29 protein-coding genes and 1 riboswitch are annotated in these 22,000 nt (G+C 39.5%); of the genes, 24 read left to right on the top strand and 5 right to left on the bottom strand.

The window, feature by feature from the left end:
* Positions 1–107 precede the first annotated feature (107 nt).
* The 3 genes from MKY45_RS01960 to MKY45_RS01970 all read left to right on the top strand — a co-directional run bounded on the left by MKY45_RS01960 (position 108) and on the right by MKY45_RS01970 (position 1,505).
* A complete protein-coding gene (locus MKY45_RS01960) occupies positions 108–527 on the top strand; it encodes a nucleoside 2-deoxyribosyltransferase (RefSeq protein ID WP_042531201.1) in 420 nt (139 codons plus the stop codon).
* Positions 528–752: 225 nt separating this feature from the next.
* Complete coding sequence (locus tag MKY45_RS01965; RefSeq protein WP_042531203.1) at positions 753–1,172, top strand: SRPBCC family protein; 420 nt, start codon at positions 753–755, stop codon at positions 1,170–1,172.
* Entirely contained in the window at positions 1,173–1,505 is a 333-nt protein-coding gene (locus MKY45_RS01970) for an ArsR/SmtB family transcription factor (RefSeq protein ID WP_042531205.1), read from the top strand.
* A gap of 93 nt (positions 1,506–1,598) precedes the next feature.
* On the opposite strand, the gene MKY45_RS01975 is transcribed toward MKY45_RS01970, so the two are convergent.
* Positions 1,599–2,045 (bottom strand): SRPBCC family protein, encoded by a 447-nt coding sequence (locus MKY45_RS01975; protein WP_289584670.1) that lies wholly within the window; start codon positions 2,043–2,045, stop codon positions 1,599–1,601.
* 235 nt (positions 2,046–2,280) lie between these two features.
* On the opposite strand from MKY45_RS01975, the gene MKY45_RS01980 reads away from it, so the two are divergent.
* The 5 genes from MKY45_RS01980 to MKY45_RS02000 all read left to right on the top strand — a co-directional run bounded on the left by MKY45_RS01980 (position 2,281) and on the right by MKY45_RS02000 (position 6,444).
* Positions 2,281–2,793, top strand: coding sequence for a GNAT family N-acetyltransferase (locus MKY45_RS01980; RefSeq protein ID WP_193062531.1), 513 nt, complete (start codon positions 2,281–2,283; stop codon positions 2,791–2,793).
* Between the two features lie 28 nt (positions 2,794–2,821).
* The gene (locus MKY45_RS01985; protein ID WP_341172410.1) at positions 2,822–3,367 is read left to right on the top strand and encodes a GNAT family N-acetyltransferase; all 546 of its coding nucleotides are present in this window, start codon (positions 2,822–2,824) and stop codon (positions 3,365–3,367) included.
* 172 nt (positions 3,368–3,539) lie between these two features.
* Positions 3,540–4,259: an EcsC family protein gene (locus MKY45_RS01990; RefSeq protein WP_341172411.1), complete on the top strand. Its 720-nt coding sequence runs from the start codon at positions 3,540–3,542 to the stop codon at positions 4,257–4,259.
* Between the two features lie 303 nt (positions 4,260–4,562).
* The gene (locus tag MKY45_RS01995; RefSeq protein ID WP_341173459.1) at positions 4,563–5,081 is read left to right on the top strand and encodes a TetR/AcrR family transcriptional regulator; all 519 of its coding nucleotides are present in this window, start codon (positions 4,563–4,565) and stop codon (positions 5,079–5,081) included.
* Positions 5,082–5,490: 409 nt separating this feature from the next.
* Positions 5,491–6,444, top strand: a complete 954-nt coding sequence (locus MKY45_RS02000; protein ID WP_042531218.1) for an SDR family oxidoreductase — start codon at positions 5,491–5,493, stop codon at positions 6,442–6,444.
* 182 nt (positions 6,445–6,626) lie between these two features.
* Here the strand turns inward: MKY45_RS02000 and MKY45_RS02005 are convergent, their stop codons facing one another.
* Both MKY45_RS02005 and MKY45_RS02010 read right to left on the bottom strand, forming a co-directional pair.
* A complete protein-coding gene (locus tag MKY45_RS02005; protein ID WP_040979436.1) occupies positions 6,627–6,779 on the bottom strand; it encodes a small acid-soluble spore protein P in 153 nt (50 codons plus the stop codon).
* 24 nt (positions 6,780–6,803) lie between these two features.
* Entirely contained in the window at positions 6,804–7,043 is a 240-nt protein-coding gene (locus MKY45_RS02010) for a hypothetical protein (protein WP_042531220.1), read from the bottom strand.
* 481 nt (positions 7,044–7,524) lie between these two features.
* On the opposite strand from MKY45_RS02010, the gene wrbA reads away from it, so the two are divergent.
* The 12 genes from wrbA to MKY45_RS02070 all read left to right on the top strand — a co-directional run bounded on the left by wrbA (position 7,525) and on the right by MKY45_RS02070 (position 16,722).
* A complete protein-coding gene (gene wrbA, locus MKY45_RS02015; protein WP_042535902.1) occupies positions 7,525–8,136 on the top strand; it encodes an NAD(P)H:quinone oxidoreductase type IV in 612 nt (203 codons plus the stop codon).
* Positions 8,137–8,525: 389 nt separating this feature from the next.
* The gene (locus MKY45_RS02020; RefSeq protein WP_244882350.1) at positions 8,526–9,092 is read left to right on the top strand and encodes a class I SAM-dependent methyltransferase; all 567 of its coding nucleotides are present in this window, start codon (positions 8,526–8,528) and stop codon (positions 9,090–9,092) included.
* Between the two features lie 54 nt (positions 9,093–9,146).
* Complete coding sequence (locus tag MKY45_RS02025; RefSeq protein ID WP_341172412.1) at positions 9,147–10,208, top strand: suppressor of fused domain protein; 1,062 nt, start codon at positions 9,147–9,149, stop codon at positions 10,206–10,208.
* Positions 10,209–10,327: 119 nt separating this feature from the next.
* Positions 10,328–10,423, top strand: a riboswitch (TPP riboswitch).
* Positions 10,419–11,147, top strand: coding sequence for a thiamine phosphate synthase (locus MKY45_RS02030; RefSeq protein ID WP_244882351.1), 729 nt, complete (start codon positions 10,419–10,421; stop codon positions 11,145–11,147). (Overlaps the previous riboswitch by 5 nt.)
* Before the next feature lie 14 nt (positions 11,148–11,161).
* Positions 11,162–12,298 carry a glycine oxidase ThiO gene (gene thiO, locus MKY45_RS02035; RefSeq protein ID WP_042531224.1) on the top strand — a complete coding sequence of 379 codons (1,137 nt, stop codon included), beginning with the start codon at positions 11,162–11,164 and terminating at the stop codon, positions 12,296–12,298.
* Complete coding sequence (gene thiS / locus MKY45_RS02040; protein WP_042531226.1) at positions 12,295–12,498, top strand: sulfur carrier protein ThiS; 204 nt, start codon at positions 12,295–12,297, stop codon at positions 12,496–12,498. The genes thiO and thiS overlap by 4 nt, the downstream gene beginning before the upstream one ends.
* A 4-nt stretch (positions 12,499–12,502) precedes the next feature.
* Complete coding sequence (locus MKY45_RS02045; RefSeq protein WP_042531229.1) at positions 12,503–13,273, top strand: thiazole synthase; 771 nt, start codon at positions 12,503–12,505, stop codon at positions 13,271–13,273.
* Entirely contained in the window at positions 13,263–14,285 is a 1,023-nt protein-coding gene (locus MKY45_RS02050) for a ThiF family adenylyltransferase (RefSeq protein WP_193062537.1), read from the top strand. The genes MKY45_RS02045 and MKY45_RS02050 overlap by 11 nt, the downstream gene beginning before the upstream one ends.
* 219 nt (positions 14,286–14,504) lie before the next feature.
* On the top strand, positions 14,505–15,035 hold the full coding sequence (locus MKY45_RS02055; protein ID WP_042531233.1) for a hypothetical protein: 531 nt from the start codon (positions 14,505–14,507) through the stop codon (positions 15,033–15,035).
* 126 nt (positions 15,036–15,161) lie between these two features.
* Positions 15,162–15,731 carry a DUF4256 domain-containing protein gene (locus MKY45_RS02060; protein ID WP_042531235.1) on the top strand — a complete coding sequence of 190 codons (570 nt, stop codon included), beginning with the start codon at positions 15,162–15,164 and terminating at the stop codon, positions 15,729–15,731.
* 106 nt (positions 15,732–15,837) lie between these two features.
* Complete coding sequence (locus MKY45_RS02065; protein ID WP_341172413.1) at positions 15,838–16,296, top strand: DUF3995 domain-containing protein; 459 nt, start codon at positions 15,838–15,840, stop codon at positions 16,294–16,296.
* Positions 16,297–16,380: 84 nt separating this feature from the next.
* Positions 16,381–16,722, top strand: a complete 342-nt coding sequence (locus MKY45_RS02070) for a VOC family protein (RefSeq protein ID WP_193062539.1) — start codon at positions 16,381–16,383, stop codon at positions 16,720–16,722.
* A gap of 125 nt (positions 16,723–16,847) precedes the next feature.
* Here MKY45_RS02070 and MKY45_RS02075 read toward each other — a convergent pair whose 3' ends face one another.
* Positions 16,848–18,356: an alkaline phosphatase gene (locus tag MKY45_RS02075; protein ID WP_256705558.1), complete on the bottom strand. Its 1,509-nt coding sequence runs from the start codon at positions 18,354–18,356 to the stop codon at positions 16,848–16,850.
* Between the two features lie 135 nt (positions 18,357–18,491).
* Positions 18,492–19,046, bottom strand: coding sequence for a nucleotidyltransferase family protein (locus MKY45_RS02080; protein WP_341172414.1), 555 nt, complete (start codon positions 19,044–19,046; stop codon positions 18,492–18,494).
* A gap of 256 nt (positions 19,047–19,302) precedes the next feature.
* Between MKY45_RS02080 and MKY45_RS02085 the strand changes: the two genes are divergently transcribed.
* From MKY45_RS02085 to MKY45_RS02100, 4 genes are all read left to right on the top strand, one after another.
* On the top strand, positions 19,303–19,719 hold the full coding sequence (locus MKY45_RS02085) for a helix-turn-helix transcriptional regulator (protein ID WP_341172415.1): 417 nt from the start codon (positions 19,303–19,305) through the stop codon (positions 19,717–19,719).
* The gene (locus tag MKY45_RS02090; RefSeq protein WP_341172416.1) at positions 19,679–20,248 is read left to right on the top strand and encodes a WYL domain-containing protein; all 570 of its coding nucleotides are present in this window, start codon (positions 19,679–19,681) and stop codon (positions 20,246–20,248) included. The genes MKY45_RS02085 and MKY45_RS02090 overlap by 41 nt, the downstream gene beginning before the upstream one ends.
* An 83-nt stretch (positions 20,249–20,331) precedes the next feature.
* Positions 20,332–20,820 (top strand): DinB family protein, encoded by a 489-nt coding sequence (locus tag MKY45_RS02095; protein WP_256705560.1) that lies wholly within the window; start codon positions 20,332–20,334, stop codon positions 20,818–20,820.
* A 31-nt stretch (positions 20,821–20,851) separates the two neighbouring features.
* Positions 20,852–21,904 carry a hypothetical protein gene (locus MKY45_RS02100; protein WP_341172417.1) on the top strand — a complete coding sequence of 351 codons (1,053 nt, stop codon included), beginning with the start codon at positions 20,852–20,854 and terminating at the stop codon, positions 21,902–21,904.
* Positions 21,905–22,000: the final 96 nt, after the last annotated feature.

Raw genomic sequence — 22,000 nt, forward strand, 5'->3', positions numbered from 1 at the left:
AAGGATAACAGCATCCAATTTTGAGTAAGCCGGATAATAAGGATATACTTAAACATGCATGCCGTTTTTAACTGAATGGTATTTATTATACATATGGAGGTCAAAATATGAGAGTCTATTTAGCAAGCCCATTCTTTAATGAAAAAGAGATGGAGCCTTTAAAAGAAGCGGAACAAATTTTAGAAGCAAAAGGATTGGATGTTTTTTCACCGCGGAAAAACCAAATGGATCATTTGGAGGAAGGGAGCCGGCATTGGTCGATTGCAACATTTACCAATGATAAAAAGTTTATTGATTGGGCGGAAATCGTTGTTGGCGTTTATCATGGGAATTATTCAGATAGCGGAACAGCATTTGAATTAGGTTACGCCTATGGAACGAATAAACCGTTTATTGCAGTTCATGTAGGCGAGGACAGTAACTTGATGGTGCATGAAGGAGCTCATGCCAATGTCACCTTGGAAGAGCTGCGAGAATATGATTTTGAAGCAATGCCAAGCTCCTTTTATCAGGGGGAAATGTTCTGATTAAGTACAGCAGGGAATACCTTTTGATGGATGAAACAGTTCACCTATCAATGAAACAGTTCGATGAAAATCCTGTGATTACAGGATTTTTTATTGCAGAAATCGGTTAACCAAGTAAAGAAGTGGATTATAACATTAAAAATTATTGACATGAAACCTTTTGGTGTTATAATGAAAACAAAACCAAAAGGTGTTATATGAAGTGGGAAAAGAGGCTAGATGAATATGGAAAAACTTAAAGATATTGAACAGACAATTATTTTTAATGCTCCAATTGAAAAGGTCTGGGAAAAGGTGTCCACCTCAGAAGGAATAGCCGCTTGGTTTATGCCAAATGATTTTGAAGCGGAAGCAGGGCATGAATTTACCATCCAATCACCATTTGGGCCATCACCTTGCAAGGTATTAGAAGTAGACAAACCCAATAAAATATCTTTTGCGTGGGATACAGATGGATGGGTTGTTTCCTTCATTTTGAAGGATTTAGGAAATCGTACAGAATTCACACTTATCCATGGAGGCTGGAAAGAAGCAGAAGCAGTAATTACCAAACCGAATGAGAAGAGCTCTGTTATCAGAGAGAGAATGAATAAAGGATGGGAGAATATTGTGAGGGAAAGACTGAGAAAGGTTGTTGAAGTTTAAATGACAGCTGTAAAGAAACATGATGTTTTCCAAGCCATTGCGGATCCGACCAGAAGGGAAATTCTATATTTACTGTCAGATCAAAGGCTAGCTATCTCAGAAATCACTTCCCATTTTTCTATTACCCGAACAGCAGTAGTAAAGCACCTTACTATACTTTCTGAGGCGAAGCTTGTTTCAGGAGAAAAGGTTGGCAGAGAGAAAATCTATTACTTGCATGCAGAGCCGCTGACAGAAATAAAAGATTGGCTTTCCTATTTTGAACGATTCTGGGATAATAAATTGTCTATGCTGAAGTATTTGGTAGAGAATGAGGAAGAGGATAAAGCGTAAAAAACGACAAAGAAAAAGAGCCGCTTATTATCACTTTAAGCGGCTTCAACATGAAGAAATGCCTGTAATATTCCCGCTGAATGCAGTTTCGTTTTATACTAAGGTTATACCCTGATCTGCCTGTTCACTATACGTTTTAAAATTGTCTAATATCGCCTGCCAGCCATTTCTTTGCATCTCGATGGAGTTTTCAAATTCCCCTTCAAAGACCTCTGTGATCTTTGTTGTGTTGCCTTGAGACGTGAAAGCAATTGTCACCTTTCTTCCATCATCCAGTTTATAAGCAATGGTATCATGGAGGATTACCTCGTCATATATACCGCCAAAATCAAATCCAAAACTCCCATCCTTTGCTTCCATTCGAGTAATGAATTTACCGCCGGCTCTTAAATCATTCTCTGCCTTTGGTGCATGCCACTCTTTAGAAGCAACATACCACTTTGTGATATGCTCTGGCTCTGTCCAATAAGTCCATACGTTATCAACAGGTGCATGAACGGTTGTCTCCACGGTTATCATTTCTGGCTTCTCTCTCTGCATTACAAAACCTCCTTGTGATTTAAAGTTCATTTGTATTTAGAATACCACTTTACATACAGCAAGGTTTCTTTTTTATTGCTATTTGTATTTAGATGATATGTGATAAGATTAGTAGTTATCAAGTGAATATTATATTGAAAAGAAATTACTTAACCTTCATTGGCAGCTTACATGAACACATTTTTAATAAAATGCGTAGTGCTGCTGAGAAAACTGCTTTGAAAGGAAGAATAAAATGATAAGAGAAGCAACGACAAATGATTTATCAGCCATTTTAGAGATTTATAATGACGCCATCGTGCATACTGCCGCTGTTTATTCTTATAAACCGCAAACATTGGAGAACAGAGAAGTATGGTTTAAGCAGAAAAAGGATGCGGGTTATCCCATATTTGTTTGTGAACAGGATGGAAACGTGGCGGGATTTGCTACATTCGGGCCTTTCAGAGACTGGCCGGCTTATAAATATTCCGTTGAACATTCTGTGTATGTGGACAAGAGCTATCGGAAAAAAGGAATTGCCAGCTTATTGATGCAAGAAATTATCGCTGTCGCCCGGGAAAGAGAATATATGACAATGATTGCCGGCATTGATGCTGCGAATGAGAAAAGTATTGCTTTGCATGAGAAATTTGGTTTTGAACATGCGGGCACGATAAAAAAAGCTGGCTTTAAATTTAAGCAATGGAGAGATTTAGCGTTTTATCAATTAGAGCTTAACGGACCGGAAAACCCTGTGGAAGAATAGATTAATGATATGAAAGGGAGCTTTTGCCTTGATTCGATTAGAATACTTTTCAAAAGAAGATTTCCAGCAATTAATTGATTGGGTGCCTGATGCTTCCTTTATTGTACAGTGGAGCGGTCCGACATTCCGTTATCCTTTAACGAACGAGCAGCTTGCAACGTATTTGGAAGGAGCGAATGAACCAGAGGCTTCTAAATACATATTTAAAGTGATTGATAATGGGACGAATGAAGTCGTAGGACATGTTTCGCTGGGGAAAGTGGATAGAAATAATCATTCAGCAAGGATCGGCAAGGTATTAGTTGGTGCTGCTGACAGCAGAGGAAAAGGGTATGGAGCTCAGATTATACATGCAGCATTAACATTTGCATTTGAAAAATTGAACTTACATAAGGTTACTTTGGGTGTGTTTGATTTTAATGTATCAGCCATTAAATGCTATGAAGCAGCGGGATTCCGGAGAGAAAGAATCTTGCAGGATGTGGCAAAAATGGGAGATGAATATTGGACGCAGATTGAGATGGAGATATTAGCTGGTGAGTGGGCAGAAAAAAATGACAGACGAAAATCTTAATTCATGACGAATTAAGATTTTTTTTATTCTTTCCTTCAGGCTGAATCATGTAATTCAGTGATATTTTATTGCATCTTTGCTGGTTAAAATCTTCATTCAACCCATAAATGAAACTCTTTTCTGATTAAAACGTATGAATAAAGTATAGAAAAGAAAAGGCAGGTTTTTGAATATGGGTTATGAAACAATCGTGTATGAAGAGCTTCGAGTTTGGCGTAATAAAGTTTTGAAAAAATCCAGTCTTTTTAATCAGTTATCGAAAAAAGCGCAAAAGAAAATAAATAGCATGATTCCTGAGAAGGCGCACCAGATCATTACAGGCAGCATTAAAAATATGGTGAAAGCGACATTGGCCGGATCCAATATGACAACGAAGAAACCTGAACCAACCGAACTTTCCTTGTTTGAAAGGGATCAAATAGCCAAAGAAAAGCTAGTTTCTTATCGTAAAACAGCAGTAGTTGAAGGAGCTGGAACAGGGGCAGGAGGTATTTTCCTTGGACTTGCAGATTTTCCGCTGCTGCTGTCAATCAAGATGAAATTTTTGTTTGAATTGGCAGCAGTCTATGGCTATGATGCAAATGAATATGAGGAACGGCTATTTATCCTCCATGTTTTCCAACTTGCATTTTCCAGCGATGAAAAACGGAAGGATACATTTTATATAATCGAAAATTGGGAGCAGGAGAAGGAGCAGCTGGCTGATATGGATTGGCATGTTTTCCAGCAGGAGTATCGCGATTATATTGATTTGGTGAAAATGCTACAGCTCGTTCCGGGGGTTGGTGCAATTGTAGGTGCATATGCAAATCATAATCTGATGGACACGCTTGGAGAAACAGCAATGAATGCATACAGGATGCGCCATTTTGAGCTGCAAGCGGAGAAGTGAAAGGTTCCTATGAGGTCTCTGAGGAAGATGCTGCAGTATTTTAGGTGAATGAAGCTTCAATCGGGAAGCTCAAAAGGGCGTAAATAATATTGCTACCCGTTTCCCAATGAACTTGATTATAAAAATATAAATGAGCTATCTGAAAAAAAACGCCTGCTGGAATAGAAAATGAGTAATGGGAGAGGGGATGGTTTTAACATTTTTCATTAAAAATTATTACAAAGTACTTGCATGAATCTAAAAATAACGTTAGGATTTATTTGTAATTGATTAATCACTTAATTTTTGGGCAGGTGCACTATGATGGTAAAATTAAAGAAGGAAAATCGGAAAGAAGAAATTCTAGAGGCTGGATTAGAAGTATTTGCAAAGAAAGGCTATTATAATGCAACTACCGCTCATGTTGCAGAAAAAGCTGCTATCTCTCAGCCGTATGTTTTTCGATTCTATAAAACAAAGGAAGAGTTATTCATTGCTGCCTTAAATCGGGCATTTGAAAGGATTCTGCAAACGTTTAAAAATGTGGAAGCAAGCCCGGAACAGCTCGTTGAAAAAATGATTGAAGCCTATGAAGAACTGTCCGAATTGTATCCTAATGAGATTGCTTTGCAGGTAATAGGAATTTCCGTAACAGAAAAATCGATACAGCGTACTGCAAAAAAAGGATTATCTGACATCAGAAGCTATACTTTAGAAAGATTCAAGTCTGCCGGAATAAAGGATGCAGAAAGGGAAGCCAGTACGTTTTTAGCAAGAGGAATGCTATGTAATATTTCTTATTTCTTAGACCTTCCCGAGCTTATTGATGAGAAAACAAAATAAATAATCAATGAAAGTTGATTATTTATTTTTGCAAAGAAGTGATTGATTAATCAATAAATAATTTAGGGGGTGAGAATGTGAAATTACGTAAGGTAGATTATGTTTTTATTGGAATTATTGCTGTTTGTCTCATCAGCTGGTTGGATTAATTAGTTGCTAATCAATAATTAAAAGGTGGTTGAAAAAATGATGGTGAAAAATAAAAAGGAACATGCTGTTTCCACTTTATCTGTCGGATTAGGCATTGCTGTCGCTGTGATTGTATTGTTCACATATTGGGATTAATTCTTTTATTTATCAAGCTTATATTGAAGGTAATACCTTAATAGGCGTAAAAGATGTAACATGGAAATTATTTTTGTTTTTTAGTTATTGATTAATCAATAACCAAAAGAAGGGAGTATTGAAAATGAAAAAAGCAATTGTATTAGGCGCAACCGGGGGTACTGGTCAAGTTATGGTTTCAGAACTATTAGACAGAGGAAGAGAGGTCATTGCCTTCGGACGCTCTCAAAATAAATTGGAAGCATTAATGGCAGAACACAATCATCATTTGAATCTTACCTATCAGCTGGGAGACATATTTGATTGTCAAACGATTGTGGAAGCTGCTAAAGATGCAGATGTTATCTTTCAGTGTGCTAATATTCCATATCAGGAAATGGCGGAAAAATTGATGCCGCTGGGAGAAAGTGTGATGAAAGCAGCAGATATTTTGGGAAAAAGAATCGTGATTGTTGATGGCATTTATGTATATGGACACCAAGTTGCGAAAGGAGATGAAAACCATCCTCAACATCCACATACAAAAAAAGGTAAACTTAGAGTAGCTTTCGAACAATTGATATTCAGCGGAAAATGGAAAAGAGCAAAAGCTTTAATTGTCAGGTTGCCAGATTATTATGGCCCAACTTCACAAAATTCTTACTTGCAGCCTACACTTGATGGAATGGCTGCAGGTAAAATGTCCATTTTTATTGGTAATTTACAAACGCCCCGTGAATATGTTTATTTGCCAGATGCTGCTAAGATGATTGTGAATATAGCAGATAAAGACGATTCCTATGGAGAGAATTGGAACATACCAGGTGCTGGATTGATTTCAGGTAAAGAGATTATTCGAATTGCTCGGAAAGTAACAGGAAATCAGAAGGTGGTTATTCCTCTGACTAAAAATGTTATCCGGTGTATGGGTTTGTTTGATGCATTTATGAGAGAAATTGTTGAAATCATGTACCTTACCAAAGAAGGATTTATTTTGAGTGGAGATAAATATGAAAGACGGATTGGCCCCATTCCAGCAACTCCTTTTCAAAATGGGCTGGAAGAAACATTACTATCTTTAATAGGCAATAAAAATTAATGTTATAAAGTTAACAGGGGTAACAAAAGCTAATGGTGATAAAGTAAGATAATGAAGTAAATAATGGGGTCAATGTAAAGTTAAAGAGGCAAAGATATGAAAGTTCTCTACCATATACAAAGCAATTGACCCTTACAGTCTTTACAATGTTTGTTTTGTATATGGTATAAACCATTCATGCGTCACATATCATGCGATGCATTATTTTTTTGTCTGGAATGATTTTTATTCTTCACTTTATGAGAACCTGCCAATGGTTCGCCATAAGGCTGCTTTGGACTTTGCGGCAAATTAGGTTGTTCCTGCTGTTTTGGTCCTTTTCGGTTTTTCGTCATTTATATTCAACCTCCGTCGTGTAGTTATTGTGCTTTTGTATTTACAAACGTATTTTCATCCTCGATTAAGCCGCATGCTCCGCACTGTATTCTTCTCTCAGGCCCATTATAGGCGATGTGAAATACTTCCAGCGGCTCCTGCGTGTAATCATTTAATACTTCTCCTGTGCTGGCATCTAATTTGACCGGATTCGCTACTTGTTCAATGACATTGAAACGCGACCGGTTTGTTTTACATCTGGGACATTGATATGGCTGGCTCATCTAGAGCACCCCCGATTACTTTATTGTTATTTAAGGTATCTTATTGGTATTTTCTCTGATTTCTATGAAATTATACGGGTATTTTCATCTGTTGATTCATTTCCTATTTTTTAATCGTTTATCTAATGATTTAAATAATGTGTTGACAAAATAAAAAGTACATCATATAATTTATATTTAATTAAAAATAAATGAATTAATTATAGTTTGATTAAATATAAATTCAGAAAGAAGGGTGATGATAGGTAACTAAATGAAACACAGTTGGAAGCAGAATGGTCTCAAAAAGCGGTTATTTTTTCACTAAGTATAAAAAAGCTGAAATGAGGCATAAAAAGAACAGTTAGATATTGGGATGCAGCGCTCCAATAAAGGAGATGGTTCTGGCGAAGAAAAAGAGAGCTATTTTAAAGAGGTGTAAGAAATGGGATTTTTAAATAAATTATTTGGAAAATCAAATGAATCAAAGGAGATAGAAACGATGACAAAAACAAAAGTAGCAGTTATTTTTTATAGTATGGGCGGTACGAACTACCAAATGGCAAAATGGGCAGCAGAAGCGGCGGAAGCAAATGGCGCAGAAGTAAGAGTATTGAAAGTGCAGGAATTAGCTCCAGAATCTGCTATTGAAGGAAATCCGGCATGGAAAGCAACCGTAGAAGCAACCAAGGATGTTCCTGTTGCATCTTCAGAAGATATTGAATGGGCAGATGCACTTATCTTCAGCACGCCAACGCGTTTTGGTAATGTGCCTTCTCAAATGAAGCAATTCTTAGATATCCAAGGCGGACTTTGGGCTAGCGGAAAAACAGTGAACAAAGTAGTCAGTGCGATGTCTTCTGCACAGAATCCGCATGGCGGTCAGGAAGCGACGATCCTGTCGTTGTACACGAGCATGATGCACTGGGGAGCTATCATTGTACCTCCAGGCTACTCGGATGAATCTGTATTTGCAGCTGGCGGAAATCCTTATGGTACAAGTGTCACTGTTGATCAAGACGGAAAAATGGTGGAAGATGTGGAAGCGACAGTTAAGCATCAGGCACAACGTACAGTGACAGCTGCTGAATGGGTTAAAAAAGGAAATCAATAATTCATGCTATTAGAAAAGATGGCACCTTTCATTTGGAATGGTGCTGTCTTTTTTTGTATATCCGGAAAGCAGTGAGACGTTGCTTCATGAATTAGGAGAATAGTAAGTTTTTAAAAACATAGAGAAAACAAGTATAATGGCTTTATACCGCATTTAAATTCCTCCTAATAATTAAAAGGCAAAGAAAAACAATGTGAAAATAACTGATTACTCGCAAATTGCTGATAAATATGAGAGCAATACATATCGATTAGATGAAATGCAATTTGATAAGGATTTAAAGGAGTATCAATATAGATACCCTAAACCAATGTATCACGTGTTAGATTTAGCATGCGGGACAGGTATTTATCTTAATACTCAAATAAACCTGTTTTGATAGTCGAAACATGAGCTGGTACGGGCTTGATGCTTCAGAGGATATGTTGAAAAAGGCGAAGAACAAATTAAAAAATGTCTCACTCGTGCATGGTTTAGCTGAAGATATGCCCTACGAGAATGAAAAGTTTGATTATATCTCCAATAATTATGCTTTTCATCATTTTTTAAAGAAGGAAGCAGCGCTTGATGAAATATATCGTGTCTTGAAGAAAAACGGTGTATACAAGCTGCATAATATTGCTATCCATGATATGAGAAAATGGTGGGTATATCATTATTTTCCAACAGCATATGAAGAGGACGTAAAAAGGTTTTGGGAAAAGGAAGTTATTTTTGATGAGCTTTCAATAAGAGGGTTTAACACAGAACTGCAGATGACATATCGATTAGAAAAAATCAGGGTGTCGGATTATCTGGGGTATGCAGAGAATAGAGACATATCCATATTAACGTTGATTGATGATCAGGATTACCAAGAAGGGTTAGAGAAAATGAGATATGATGTGAAGCGTAATCCTAAAAAAACCATCGTCACTGATTTTGCAGAGATGTTTTGTATTTCGACAAAGGGGTAGTGTTTTAGAAAGAAAAAATCGTCTTTTTGGAAAGGGAAACAGAGGAGGAATTTAATGAGTGAAGAAGTAAAAGCAGCCGGCTGGGATGCAATTGATAATGCAATGGAAGCAATTTATGGGAAGCAGGAACCGAAGCATTATGGAACAGTGATCTCTTATTCGCTGGGCGGACCGGATCCATTAGATGGAATCAGCGCTTATCAATCAGAAACGCCAGGCTTGCACTGGCATATAGTTACATATGGATTTTCAGAGATTTACGAAAAAGAAACCGATAATCCAGAAGTAAGCGGTTTTGGGTTTGAATTAACGTTCAGATTGAAAAAAGAAGAAGGGGAAGAGGAACCGCCAGCCTGGGCGCTTAATCTGCTTCAGAATTTGGGAAGATATGTTTTTAACAGCGGTAATGTTTTTAAAAATGGAGACTATATGGATGCAAATGGTCCTATCTGTTTGGAATCAGATACGGCATTAACTGCATTGGCATTTATTACGGATTCTGAGCTTGGTACAATAGAAACAGAAAATGGTCAAGTGCAATTTCTGCAGATGGTTGGTATCACAAATGATGAGCTCGAAGCAATGCAGACGTGGAATACACGAGGTGTTCTCTCTGCCAGTTCCCCATATATGCCCGCGTTTATTACCGATTTAAAAAGAGATTCTTTACTAAATCATGCAGATGTCTCCCAAAAAGTTGATGAAGGAAGAGAACGGGAAGGATCCAATACAGGATTTCTATTTAACGATAATTTATCGTGGACTCCAGAAAAAAAGGGCTTATTCAGAAAAAAACCAGCAATGCTGACTCTGGGGGCAAAACAAACCGAAACCATAAGTAAAGTGCTGCGAGGGCGTCTCTTGAAAGGAAAGGCTCTGACATTGGCAGGTCCTGATATTGTCATTGCTATAGAGCCCGGGGAAAAGTCAGAATATGCAATGGAGAAGGATAAGGTGCGTCTAATTTTAGATGAGCAGAGTACAATCGAGTTGAGTGATAAGCTGATTCCTAAAGAAGGTGTGGCGGAACTATTCTCGTTTGAACAGCTGGCTGTAAAAATTGTTAAAACATACATCAAAGATAATGAAGGAAATGTTGTTCAGGTAATTGGGTAAGAGAACTCATTTGAAAGTAAAATAACATTTCCTTGATAAATCGCTAAACACTTTTGAAAGAATATCTTTGAAAATAAAAAATTATATGTTATTCTTTATTTGTAATCTGAAAATTAAATAAGCAACACTAGGGGAGCCTTTGGCTGAGACGAATACTCGGACCCTTTGAACCTGATCTGGTTAACACTAGCGTAGGGAAGTGGCAGGAACATGACGATATATCATTCGAACAATGAATTTGTATATAATCAAGACCACTTATCCCTCAGCTGGATAAGTGGTCTTTTTCGTTCTTCTGCCAATCCTGAAACAAGAAAATGGAAGAAAGGGGAGAAGAAGATGGACAGGCATCTGCACTTGATCAGTGATGGCAGTTTTTCCGAGCAGCATTTGCAAATAGTGAAGCGGATTCAGGCTGAGATTGATTATTTGCATATCAGAGAGAAGAACAAGACAGCGAAGGACATTCTGGAAATCATCGGTGCATTAGAAAATATCGGATTGCCATTAGAGAAAATAATAGTGAATGACAGAGTAGATATTGCTGTGATAAAGCAGTGCGCAGGTATTCAGCTGGCGTTTCACAGTCCTTCCATTCCACTTGTAAAAGAAAGCTTCCCTGAATTGAAGGCAGGAAAGTCTGTTCATTCTTTAGCTGAGGCAGAGCAGGCGCAGCAGGAGGGAGCTGATTATGTGCTGTATGGCCATATTTATTCCAGCAAGTCCAAAGCCAATCAGCAGCCCAGAGGATTAACGGAACTACAGGAAATGACTAACGCGCTGTCTGTGCCGGTATATGCTATTGGCGGGATTACTCCTGAGCGGGCGAAAGAAGTAACTGCCGCAGGAGCAGGCGGCATCGCGGTCATGTCTGGTATTTGGCAGGCAGAGGATCCGGTCCAAACTGTCAGAGCTTACCGGCAAGCGTTGAATATATGAAAAGGAGGGAGAAGATGAATAAACAGTTTGATCAAATTATTGTAGGCGGCGGAGTTATTGGCTGCTCTATTGCTTATCAGCTGGCCAAAAGAGGCAATCGGGTGCTGGTCATTGAAAGGAATCAAATCGGCTGCGAGGCTTCCAGTGCCGCAGCAGGTATGTTAGGCGCTCAAGGAGAGTTTACAGAAGACAGTCCGCTTTTTCGGTTTGCACATGAGAGCAGAGCGCTATTCAAAAATTTATCCGAGGAACTGAAGGAAGCGTCAGGAGTAGATATTCAATATATTCATAAAGGAATCATGAAGCTTGCTTTTCATCAGCAGCAATACAGCAAGCTGCAAAGCGTCGCGTCCTTCCAGCGGGAAGCGGGGAACCCTGCGTATTTACTGTCAGTAGAAGAAGCGAAAAAAATGGAGCCAAGCCTGACGGAGAATCTTCGTGCTGTCCTGTATTTGCCGGATGATGGTCAGGTTTCCGCCCGTCATCTGACCAAAGCCTTCTCTCTGGCTGCATCTCATTATGGTGCGGTGTTGCATGAGCAGGAAAGCGTTAATGAGCTGTTGATAGAAAATGAAACGGTTTATGGTGTCCGGACAACAGAGGCAATCTATGAAGCGGTCCAGGTTATTGTTGCAACAGGAGCTTTCGGAGATGAATTGCTGCCTGCAGATTATGCTGCGATTCCGGTGAAGGGCGAATGTCTGCTGTTAGAACTGGACCAGAAGCTATTTCAATCAACACTTTGGATGGATGGCTGTTACCTTGTTCCGAAGCAGGGAAAAAAGGTGATTGTTGGAGCCTCCTCCATACCAGGAAAAATGGATAAGCATGTCCATGCCGCAAGCGTCCAGAGACTGCTGTCACGAGCGCAGAAAATGGTTCCGGAGCTGGCAGAGGCGAGGATAAGAAAAATGTGGGCAGGCATCAGACCATCTACAGCTGACGAACTGCCATACTTGGGCGAGATTCCGGGAATCCCAGGCCTATATGCGGCAAAGGGACATTATCGAAATGGCATCTTACTATCGCCTATCACGGGAATTTATATGGCAGATTTAATAGAAAATAAGCCGGTTTCCCCGCTTTATTATGATTGCTTTCATGCGGACCGTCAAAATAAAAAATTGGAAAAGGCAGGTGAATCAACATGAAAATCACAGTGAATGGCAACGGATTAGAAGTGCAGGAAGAGGTAAAGCATGTCAAAGGCTTAATCGACTTTCTGGGATTGGAAGATAAACCTTTGATTATCGAGCATAATCAGCAGATATTACAGAAGGAAGAGCATGAAAAAGCGGTGTTGGAAAATGGAGACAAGGTAGAAATCGTTCATTTTGTTGGAGGAGGTTAAGCAAATGCTTACAGTTGGAAACTATCAATTTAAATCACGTTTATTCTTAGGGACAGGTAAATATCCGGATTTTGATATTCAAAAACAGGCGGTAGATAAATCAGAGACAGAGGTACTCACTTTTTCTGTCAGAAGGATGAATATTTATGATCCTTCCCTGCCCAATTTTTTAGAAAAAATCGATGTGGACCGCTATACGTTTTTACCAAATACAGCAGGGGCAAAGGATGCGAAGGAAGCGGTGCGAATTGCTAAATTAGCGGCCGCTTCAGGACGATGTGATATGGTCAAGGTGGAAATCATTGGCTGTGATAAAACGTTGCTGCCTGATCCGGTAGAGACATTGAAAGCAACAGAAGAACTGGTGGCAGAAGGTTTTACAGTGCTTCCTTACACCTCAGATGATGTGGTATTAGCAAAAAAACTGGAGGAAGCAGGAGCCCACGCCGTGATGCCTGGAGCTTCTCCCATTGGAAGCGGGCAAGGAATCATCAATCCATTAAATCTTTCTTTTATTATCGAGCAGTCAAAAGTGCCTGTCATTGTCGACGCAGGGATTGGATCGCCTGCTGATGCAGCGTATGCCATGGAATTGGGCGCAGAAGGTGTTTTACTGAATACAGCTGTTTCCGGAGCACATGACCCTGTAAAAATGGCAGAGGCAATGAAATATGCAATAGAAGCAGGGAGACTGGGGTATGAAGCGGGAAGGATTGCGATGAAAGATTATGCTGTAGCCAGCAGCCCGGAGGAAGGGATCAGCGTTGGAAACTAATCGTTATCATCGTCAGATATTATTTGCGCCAATCGGCGAGTCTGGCCAGGAGAAGCTGAGCCAAAGCCATGTGCTGATTATCGGTGCAGGCGCTCTGGGGTCGAGCAGTGCGGAAGCTTTGACGCGTGCGGGCATTGGCCACATAACATTAATAGACCGGGATTATGTAGAAGAAAGTAATCTGCAGCGGCAGCAGCTGTTTAGTGAAAGGGATATGGAACAGAAAATGCCCAAGGCAATTGCTGCCAGACAACGGCTTTCTGAAGTGAATAGTCATGTCAAAATAGATGCGATTGTTGGAGATGCTGAGGTGGATATATTGCGGAAAATAGTGCCTGAAGCAGATCTTATCATCGACGCGACGGATAATTTTGAGACAAGACTTTTGCTGAATGATATGGCGCAAAAGTATCAGAAACCATGGATTTATGGAGCGATTGTAGCAAGCTATGGAGTTACTTTCACGGTGGTTCCTAAAAAAACTCCCTGTCTACAATGCTTGCAGGAATACATTCCAGTTAATGGCGCTACCTGTGACAGCGTCGGCGTTATTCAGCCGGTTGTGCAAAAGGTGGTCTCCCAGCAGATAACAGAAGCGTTAAAGCTATTGACGGGTAACGAAGCGGCTTTATCAGGAAAAATCATTTCCTTTGATCTTTGGAACAATGAGCATGTGGAAATAGAGGTAGCTTCCTTACGCAAAGCGGATTGTCCATCATGCTCAGAGAAAAGAAGCTATCCAAACCTTGCTTACGATTCTCATTTGAAAACCGCTGTGTTATGCGGCAGAAATACCGTCCAGCTCCGTCCGCAGCGTAAACAAACAGATTTGAATGAAGTAGCCAAAGAGCTGCAGAAGAATAACCAGATCAAGCTGTTTCAAAATCCTTATCTGCTTTCGTTTGAAGTGGACTCCTTCCGTATTGTGCTGTTTCAGGACGGGAGAGCATTGGTTCATGGGACGATGGACCAGATGGAAGCAAAAAATATCTATCACCGCTATTTGGGATAATTAACTTTTATCACAGGGAAACGCCCATAAAATTCCACACCCTGTATAAAAAAGGAAAATATATTAATTTAGATAGGAAATCAGGTGAACTGACTCCTTGACTCAATCAGGCTCATTCAGCGGGAGAAAAGAAAAATTTCCGCTGAATGAAGTTTTGTTTTATACTTAGAAAAACGAATATGAATTAAAATTATTCTGTATAAAAGTGGTGAAGAAAAAATGAAGAAAGGTATATATCTTACTCTGAGCATCCTGGTTTACCTCATTATTCTAACTGGCTGCAATGAAAAAAGAGACTATGAAACAGACGGCCCTTTTATCACAGTAACTTCTATTTCCACCGGGCCAGATGAATACAGACATTTTTACCCGGTAAACTATGCTGTTTATGAAAACGGGAAGCTGACACTGCATACAGAACAGACAGGTGATATAAAAATAGGTGAAGATGCTCCAGTATATGAAACAAGTGTTTCTGAAGAAGAAGTGGAAAAGATTAAAAGTCTGATAGAAGATAACTTCTGGCAGCTTCCCGAAGATGTATCAGATGATGACTCCGTTGATGGGAGCTTTTATTATGTCGACGTCCATTTAACAGATTCCACGACTAGAGTCGGCGGACTGAACCCGAATGAAGCGGGATTTATAGAAATAGTTGATTATGTACATAATTTGGCAGAAAGGGAAAATCGGGAGCTGTGGGAGAAGCAATTAAGAGAGCATATTTATAAAATGAATCCTGATTCTTAATTTCTTGTGTAATCTAAACTAAATCATTGTTCGGGGAAATAAAATTCAGGATAAAAAATGAAATAACCTTCCTAAATGGATATAATAAGATTAGATGAAATAATCTAAAACGTAAGGAGACTAAATATGACAGCAGAAAATAAAAAAGAGCTTTCTCAAGCGGAACAGGAAGAATTACTGGGGAAATTAAAGACGCGTTTTGAAAAGAATACGGAGCGTCATCAGGGTCTGGAATGGGAACCGATTCAAGCCAAGCTGGAGGGGAATTCCGAAAAATTAATCTCCTTATTTGAAATGGAGAGAACGGAAGGCGAGCCGGATGTAATTGGATATGATGAGGAAAGGGAAGAATATATCTTTGTAGACTGCTCGAAAGAAAGTCCTAAAGGACGCAGAAGTGTGTGCTATGACCGGGCTGCATTAGAATCAAGAAAGAAGCACAAACCGGAAAATAGTGCGATAGATATGGCAACGGATATGGGCATTGAAATGTTAACGGAAGACCAATACCGCGAACTCCAAAAGCTTGGAACTTTTGATGCGAAAACATCAACCTGGGTAAAGACACCGACGGATATTAGAGAACGAGGCGGAGCACTTTTTTGTGATTTCCGTTTTGGGCATGTTTTCGTATATCATAATGGCGCGGAATCCTATTATGGTTCCCGTGGGTTCCGGGGGATGTTACGAGTGTAGCAGTAAGCAGGAGAAGGATATGGAGAATCAGGAATGGATGTAAACCGACAATTCTTGATTCTTTTTTATTTGTACAAAGAATAACAGAGCAGAGAGGAGCATTTATTTGCTGGTCAATCGAGGATGGCTTATTTTAGGCATTATTTGGACGGTTCTTTTTGCCGGTATGAGCTTTTATTGGGCGATGGGCGGAATGCTTGGTGTCAGATCTCTGGGCGGAGCAATCTACGAAATGTCGCTTGATCCGGAACCTTCCTTTGTTCGCATTGTATGGCTGACGGGCTTTGTGAAATTATTAGGCGCATTATTGCTATTGCTGCTGCTCGTTTCATGGAAAAATGCGGTTATCGCCAAGGCGCTTTATTACCTAGCAAAGCTTGTAGGCGTATTCTTATTTATGTATGGATTCTTAAATTTTATCACGATTTCAATGAGTGCATTTGCTATGTTGGATATGGATTTAGAAGCCCATGCAACTTTTTGGAGATTGGTTTTTTGGGAGCCGTTTTGGATGATAGGCGGAATTTGTTATTTTTTCTCTGTGAAAAAATATCGCTCTGTTTAAGGTTGTACGCTTGCTTCAGGTATATTTGTCAAACAGCTATTATTTCAATGCTGGAAATTTTATTCATTGTAAGGAGGGGATCGTATGCAATTAAAACATCTAAACCTAACAGTAAACGACGTGGAAGCTTCGCGGGAATTTCTGGAGAAATACCTTGAAATGACATGTGTGAATAGTCGTGGCAAAGGTTTTGCAGCTATGTTTGACGATAATCAATTCGTTTTGACGCTGATGAAAGGAAAAGGTGTTCAATATCCGAAAACCTTTCATATTGGATTCCCGCAAGAAAGCAGAGAGAAAGTAAATCAAATAAATAAACTGTTGAAAGAGGATGGTTATGAAGTAGATTCACCCATTGAATCTCATGGATATACGTTTTATGTGGAGGCTCCGGGCGGATTTACTGTTGAGATTTTGTCTGAGTAAAATTAAAAATTCATTTATTTAAGGTATTCAAAAATCCCTGTGAATCACCGAGTACGTAATAAACTCGTATTCACAGGGATTTTCAAAGAAGTCTAATAAGCTGCATCTAAATTTTGTCTAGACACTTATTTAAAATACACTTCGTCGCCTGGATAAATCAAATGCGGATTTGGAAATTGATTGATTTCCTGCAATGTTGTCCATAAATAATTATATTTTAGGCCAATTTCAAATAAGGTGTCTCCAGGTTTAACCGTATAGGCTTCTTCTTCAGAATGATTTTGGCTGATTTCTCCGCCTAGTTCCATTTCTGCCGCATCAGCGATGATTTTTGGTAAATCTGTATTATCGAGTGATCCTGAAAATTGATCAGCTCCTGGTCCATATGCGTAGACGGGAATATCCACCCCTGTGTGATTGGTACTTGTCCATCCGACATTGGCCTTTGCACTGATGACTGCGTTAATAGCCATCTTAGGGTCTTCTGCTTCTTGAATGGATTGAATTTCTTCTTCTGATAATTCCATATCCGTATAGTTACCAACCACTTCTTTCGTGTTGGAGCGATCCTCATTTAGATCTGCAGCAATATTCTCACCAGTTGCCGTTACACTATGAAGCAACTCTGGATTTGCTGTTCCTGAACCGTTAGCCCCTGCGGTCATGCCGCCTGTTTCATGATCTCCTCCAACAACAACCAGTGTATTGCCATCCTTTTCAGCGAAATCCATTGCTTCTTGAACTGCTTCTTCAAAAGCGCCTACATCTGTCATTGCCCATGCTGCATCATTGTCATGACCTGCCCAGTCAATCTGGCTTCCTTCTACCATCAGAAAAAAGCCGTCTTCATCTTTGTTTAGGGTATCAATGGCAGTTTGCGTCATTTCTGCAAGACTAGGCTCTTCCTCCGTATCACGATGCAATTCCGGTGACATGGCATCATCTGCGAATAGTCCCAGTAAATTCTCATTTTCTAAATCAATATCTGCTTCCAATAATTGATTGCGATTTTCAATAAGCTGATATCCTTGCTCTTCTGCTTGCTGAAGCACGTTCGTTTCTTCTTGATTTCCGCCTGCTGATTCTGGAAGGAAATTATTTTTTCCGCCACCAAGTAAGACATCAATCTCATTATCTATTAATTGTCTGGCAATCTCAGTTTCCTTGTTCCGGTCATCCACATGAGCACCAAATGCCGCTGGAGTGGCATGTGTAATCGTGGAAGTAGCAACTAGTCCCGTAGACATATCTTTGTTCTGTGATGCTTCTAAAATCGTCTGCTGCGGGTTACCTTCAGGGTCCAACCCAATAACGCCATTATTCGTTTTGACACCTGTTGCCATAGCTGTACCTGCTGCAGCGGAGTCGGTAATATTGGAATCAGCGGAATATGTAGTATACATTCCTTGCAAATGGTTATCCCATACGGCAGGCTCCCCTTTATAATGCCGATAATTGGTTGCGTAGTCAGCGTTAAAACCATCGGGTATCATATAAATGATATTTTCCGCCTTCTCTCCATTTTCTCCGCTATTATTCAATTGGCTGTTTCCGTCTGCGCTCGCTGCTGTGGTACTTACTCCTGAAAAAATAATTCCGGCACTTAACGCTGTCACTCCAAGCTTTTTTAACATACCATTATCCTCCTTCGAAATTGAATCTAACTTCATTGTAGGTGGCAGACTTTAACTGAGGATGAATAGAATGTAAATAATATGTAATGTTCTGTTTTTTATTAATAAGATAAGGATAAGTTTTCATGTATCGCATTAATATTCTATAATTAAATTTTTCCAGACTGAATCCCATTTTTTATTATGCATCCGTTCTCTATAAATAGAATGGAGCCTTGTACCTTTTACATAATCCGGCGTTGGTTTGACAATGCCTTGAAATAAATCTTGTAAACCATGAGGAGCCATTATTTTAATTTCATGGTGAGACATCTGCGCAGCAACGGCAGTGGGTGTCTCAGGAAAGTGAGAAACACCATCAAAGGAAGAGGTATAAGGGAGGTTGTTATTCTTTAAATGCATCCTCGCTTGATTTTTCACAGACCATGGCTGTCCAGGCATCCATTTTTCTAATTTCGCTTCTAGTTTTTTCTCTGTAACTTCGGAAAGATCCGTTTGGTCAAAATAAATAACATCAATATCATTTATTTTTGTATGATAATCATATAAGATATCCCAAACTTTACTTCTGATTAATCCCGCAGCAACCCAACAATCATTCAGTTGTAATCTGTCTACTGTTTGTAAAATCGATAGGATATAGCTGTCTTGCTGGAGAATCGCTATTAATCTGTCTTCGAACTCTATCATATGTACCACGCCCTTTTTTATCTGTCTATATTGTATAGCATAATCAGACTGAATGAAATGCTGCACAAATTATTTTATAGAAATATCTGAATATAAAACGAAACTTCACTCAATGGGAGTTTTACGGACGGTTTTCCGTGATAAAATAAAGAGAATATGAAGTTAACAGTGCAATAAAGACAAAAGGAAATTTGAAAGTGTTCTCATGTAACTCATATACCTAGCCCCTGCCTTGCATGCGAATGGAGGAAATGCCATGTCGAAAACCAAACGTTTAATTGAGCTAATGATGACAGTAAATGCAAAACGCAAATTCACAGCGAGAGAGCTGGCAGAGGAATTTAATGTTTCCTACCGGACGATTCTCAGAGATTTGGATGAATTAAGTGAGCTGGGGGTGCCGCTTTATTCAGAAGTTGGCGCGGATGGCGGCTATTATGTATTGAACGAGCGGATGCTTCCTCCAGTTTTATTAAAAGAGTCAGAAGCCATTGCCCTTTATTTTGCTTTTCAATCTTTGCAATTTATCGGGGCTTTACCATTTGAAACAGAAACAGGCTATGTTTTAAAGAAATTATATAGCTACCTGCCAAATGATGCGAGAATGCGTATCGATACGATGAAGGACCGGATTGTTTTTTTGGAATCCAAGTCGTGTACAGACCGCAAATGAACTGGATATATTATTAAATGCAGCGGTAGATCAATCTATGCTTACGATTCAATATGACAGTCAAAAGGAAATAAAAGAGAGAATGATTCAGCCCATCGGCTTGTACAGTCATAATGGTTTCTGGTATTGTCCGGCCTATTGTTTTCTGCGTGAGGATATTCGTTTATTTCGTGCAGATCGAATAAAAAAAGCGGAGCTTACTAATGAAAAAGGGCAGGAATTGCCTTATTCATCCGTGATGGACTGGATTGAGCTATCAGAATCTGAGGTTTCTGACCCGATTCCGTTTACAGTGGAGTTAACACGAGAAGGAGTACGGCGGGCGATGTCAGAAATGGATTTAGAAAGGCATGTTCAGAAGCGGCAGGATGGAGCTGGCTGGGTGAAAATGAACATACCAAAGACCGAGCTGACATACTTTGTTGATCTGGTCTGGAATTTTGGCAGGGAAGCGCAAATTATAGAACCAGAAGAAGCAATAGCCCTTATGAAAAGAAAGTTAAAAGATTTGCTGGAGAGATACCATTAATTTTTCAACTATTTTTATCAATGATGACAGGATTTGTCATGATTCCATGATAGGGTAGAAAAAACAATGAAAGGATGAGCGTAATGAATGCTGCAGCTATTTTAAGAGACGAGTTATTAGCAGAGTTGGATCTTGGTATCCAGTCTATGGAAGGATTGTTAAAAAAGGTGGAGGAGAAGGATTGGAATTACCGGCCGGCAGAAAATATGCGCAGCCTCAGGGAGTTGGCGCAACACATCGTATCGATACCAGAAGTAGACTTGAATCTTTGGCAGGAAAAGGATCAGGAGACCATTAAACAGTTAGAATCAAAATATGAGAAGCTGGAATCTTCTGAGGAACTGATTGAAGCGATGAATCAAGGCTTACAATTGTACAAAAATTATATGCTTTCCTTGTCAGTTGACGATTTTTTAACGAAAAAGACGAAACCCTTTTACCTGGAAAAAGGGGAAACACAGGCGCATTGGCTCGTGGAAGAAGTTTCTCACCTATTTCATCATCGGGGGCAATTCTTTAACTATTTAAAGCAGCTTGGTTACGATATTAATATGTTTGACCTTTATGTTTAATAGAGAAGAAATAGGTGGGGGTGCATCTGATTTGAATAAGAAAACAATTATTTGCGGACGCTTACAAAGGCAAAGATTAACAAAGCCGCTTGAAGATAGGCAAGATATCAAAGCCTATAAACAGCTATTTCAGAAATTACAGCCTGTAGCGCCGGTTTTTAATAGCCGTCCAGGCGAACCGCCACAGCTGGTGCATAGGATAGCTTTTAATGATGCCTTTTTGTCAGAAAGCATACGTAAAAAACATCAGTTAGTAAAAGGTCGTTTTCAAGGCGGGCGTATCGGATACGTACTAGAAGATGATTTGAGTCTTTATAGCACTATTTTCCGAAAACCTATCCCCAAAATGACGGGGCTCCAAAAAGAGATTTTATCCATGATTCAACAATCTGGCGGTATATCAAAGAATCAGCTGAAAGAGGAACTGCCTTTTAAAGCACGAGAAATTACTGCTGCCTTAAAAAGATTGCAGGAAGCTTTTTTAGTTTATGAGTTACAAATAGATACGGATTGGAATACAGGCTGGTTCGATTTTAAAACAGAGTGGCCGGAGATAGAATGGGAGCTAGATAGTACTTCAGCAGCAGCCCAGATGCTGTTACGTTTTTTTGATGTAATGGTATTTGCCACCTTAGATCAAATTAAAGGCTGGACCCAATTAAAGCTGAAAACAATCCAAGGCGCTTTAACCGTGTTAATGGAAAGAGAAGCGATTGTAAAGTTAGAAGTGGATGGACTTGGGGAAGGGTTCGTTCAGAAGAAGGATTTAGATTTAACGGATAACGAGATGCCACAATCTGTATTTATGCTGGGTAAATCAGATTATTTAGTCAGAGCAGATTTGGATGAACTGAAAGACCGGTTTAAAGGAAGTGAAGTTCTTCAGTATCTTTTAATTGATGGCGAATGGAAAGGAGCAGTGCTTGGACATTGGCGGATTGGTCCGCATGATGTAGAGGATGTTGTGCTCTGCTTGGAAGAGAAAGAGGCGGAAAAAAGGAAAGATGAAATCATTTCTGCTGTCAGAGCAGGATATCCAGAGGAAACAACCCGTATTGTGTGTTTTAATGGAGACCAGCTATAAGGAGAAAAGATGAAAAGAGATTATGATAGCTAACCAGAAAAAATTCATGCCCGCAGCGCTGAATATCTGATAAGAACTGCTAAAGAAAAAGATGCC

The sequence above is a fragment of the Oceanobacillus sp. FSL K6-0251 genome, assembly GCF_038004725.1.
In the GTDB taxonomy this organism is placed as follows: Bacteria; Bacillota; Bacilli; order Bacillales; family Amphibacillaceae; genus Oceanobacillus; species Oceanobacillus oncorhynchi.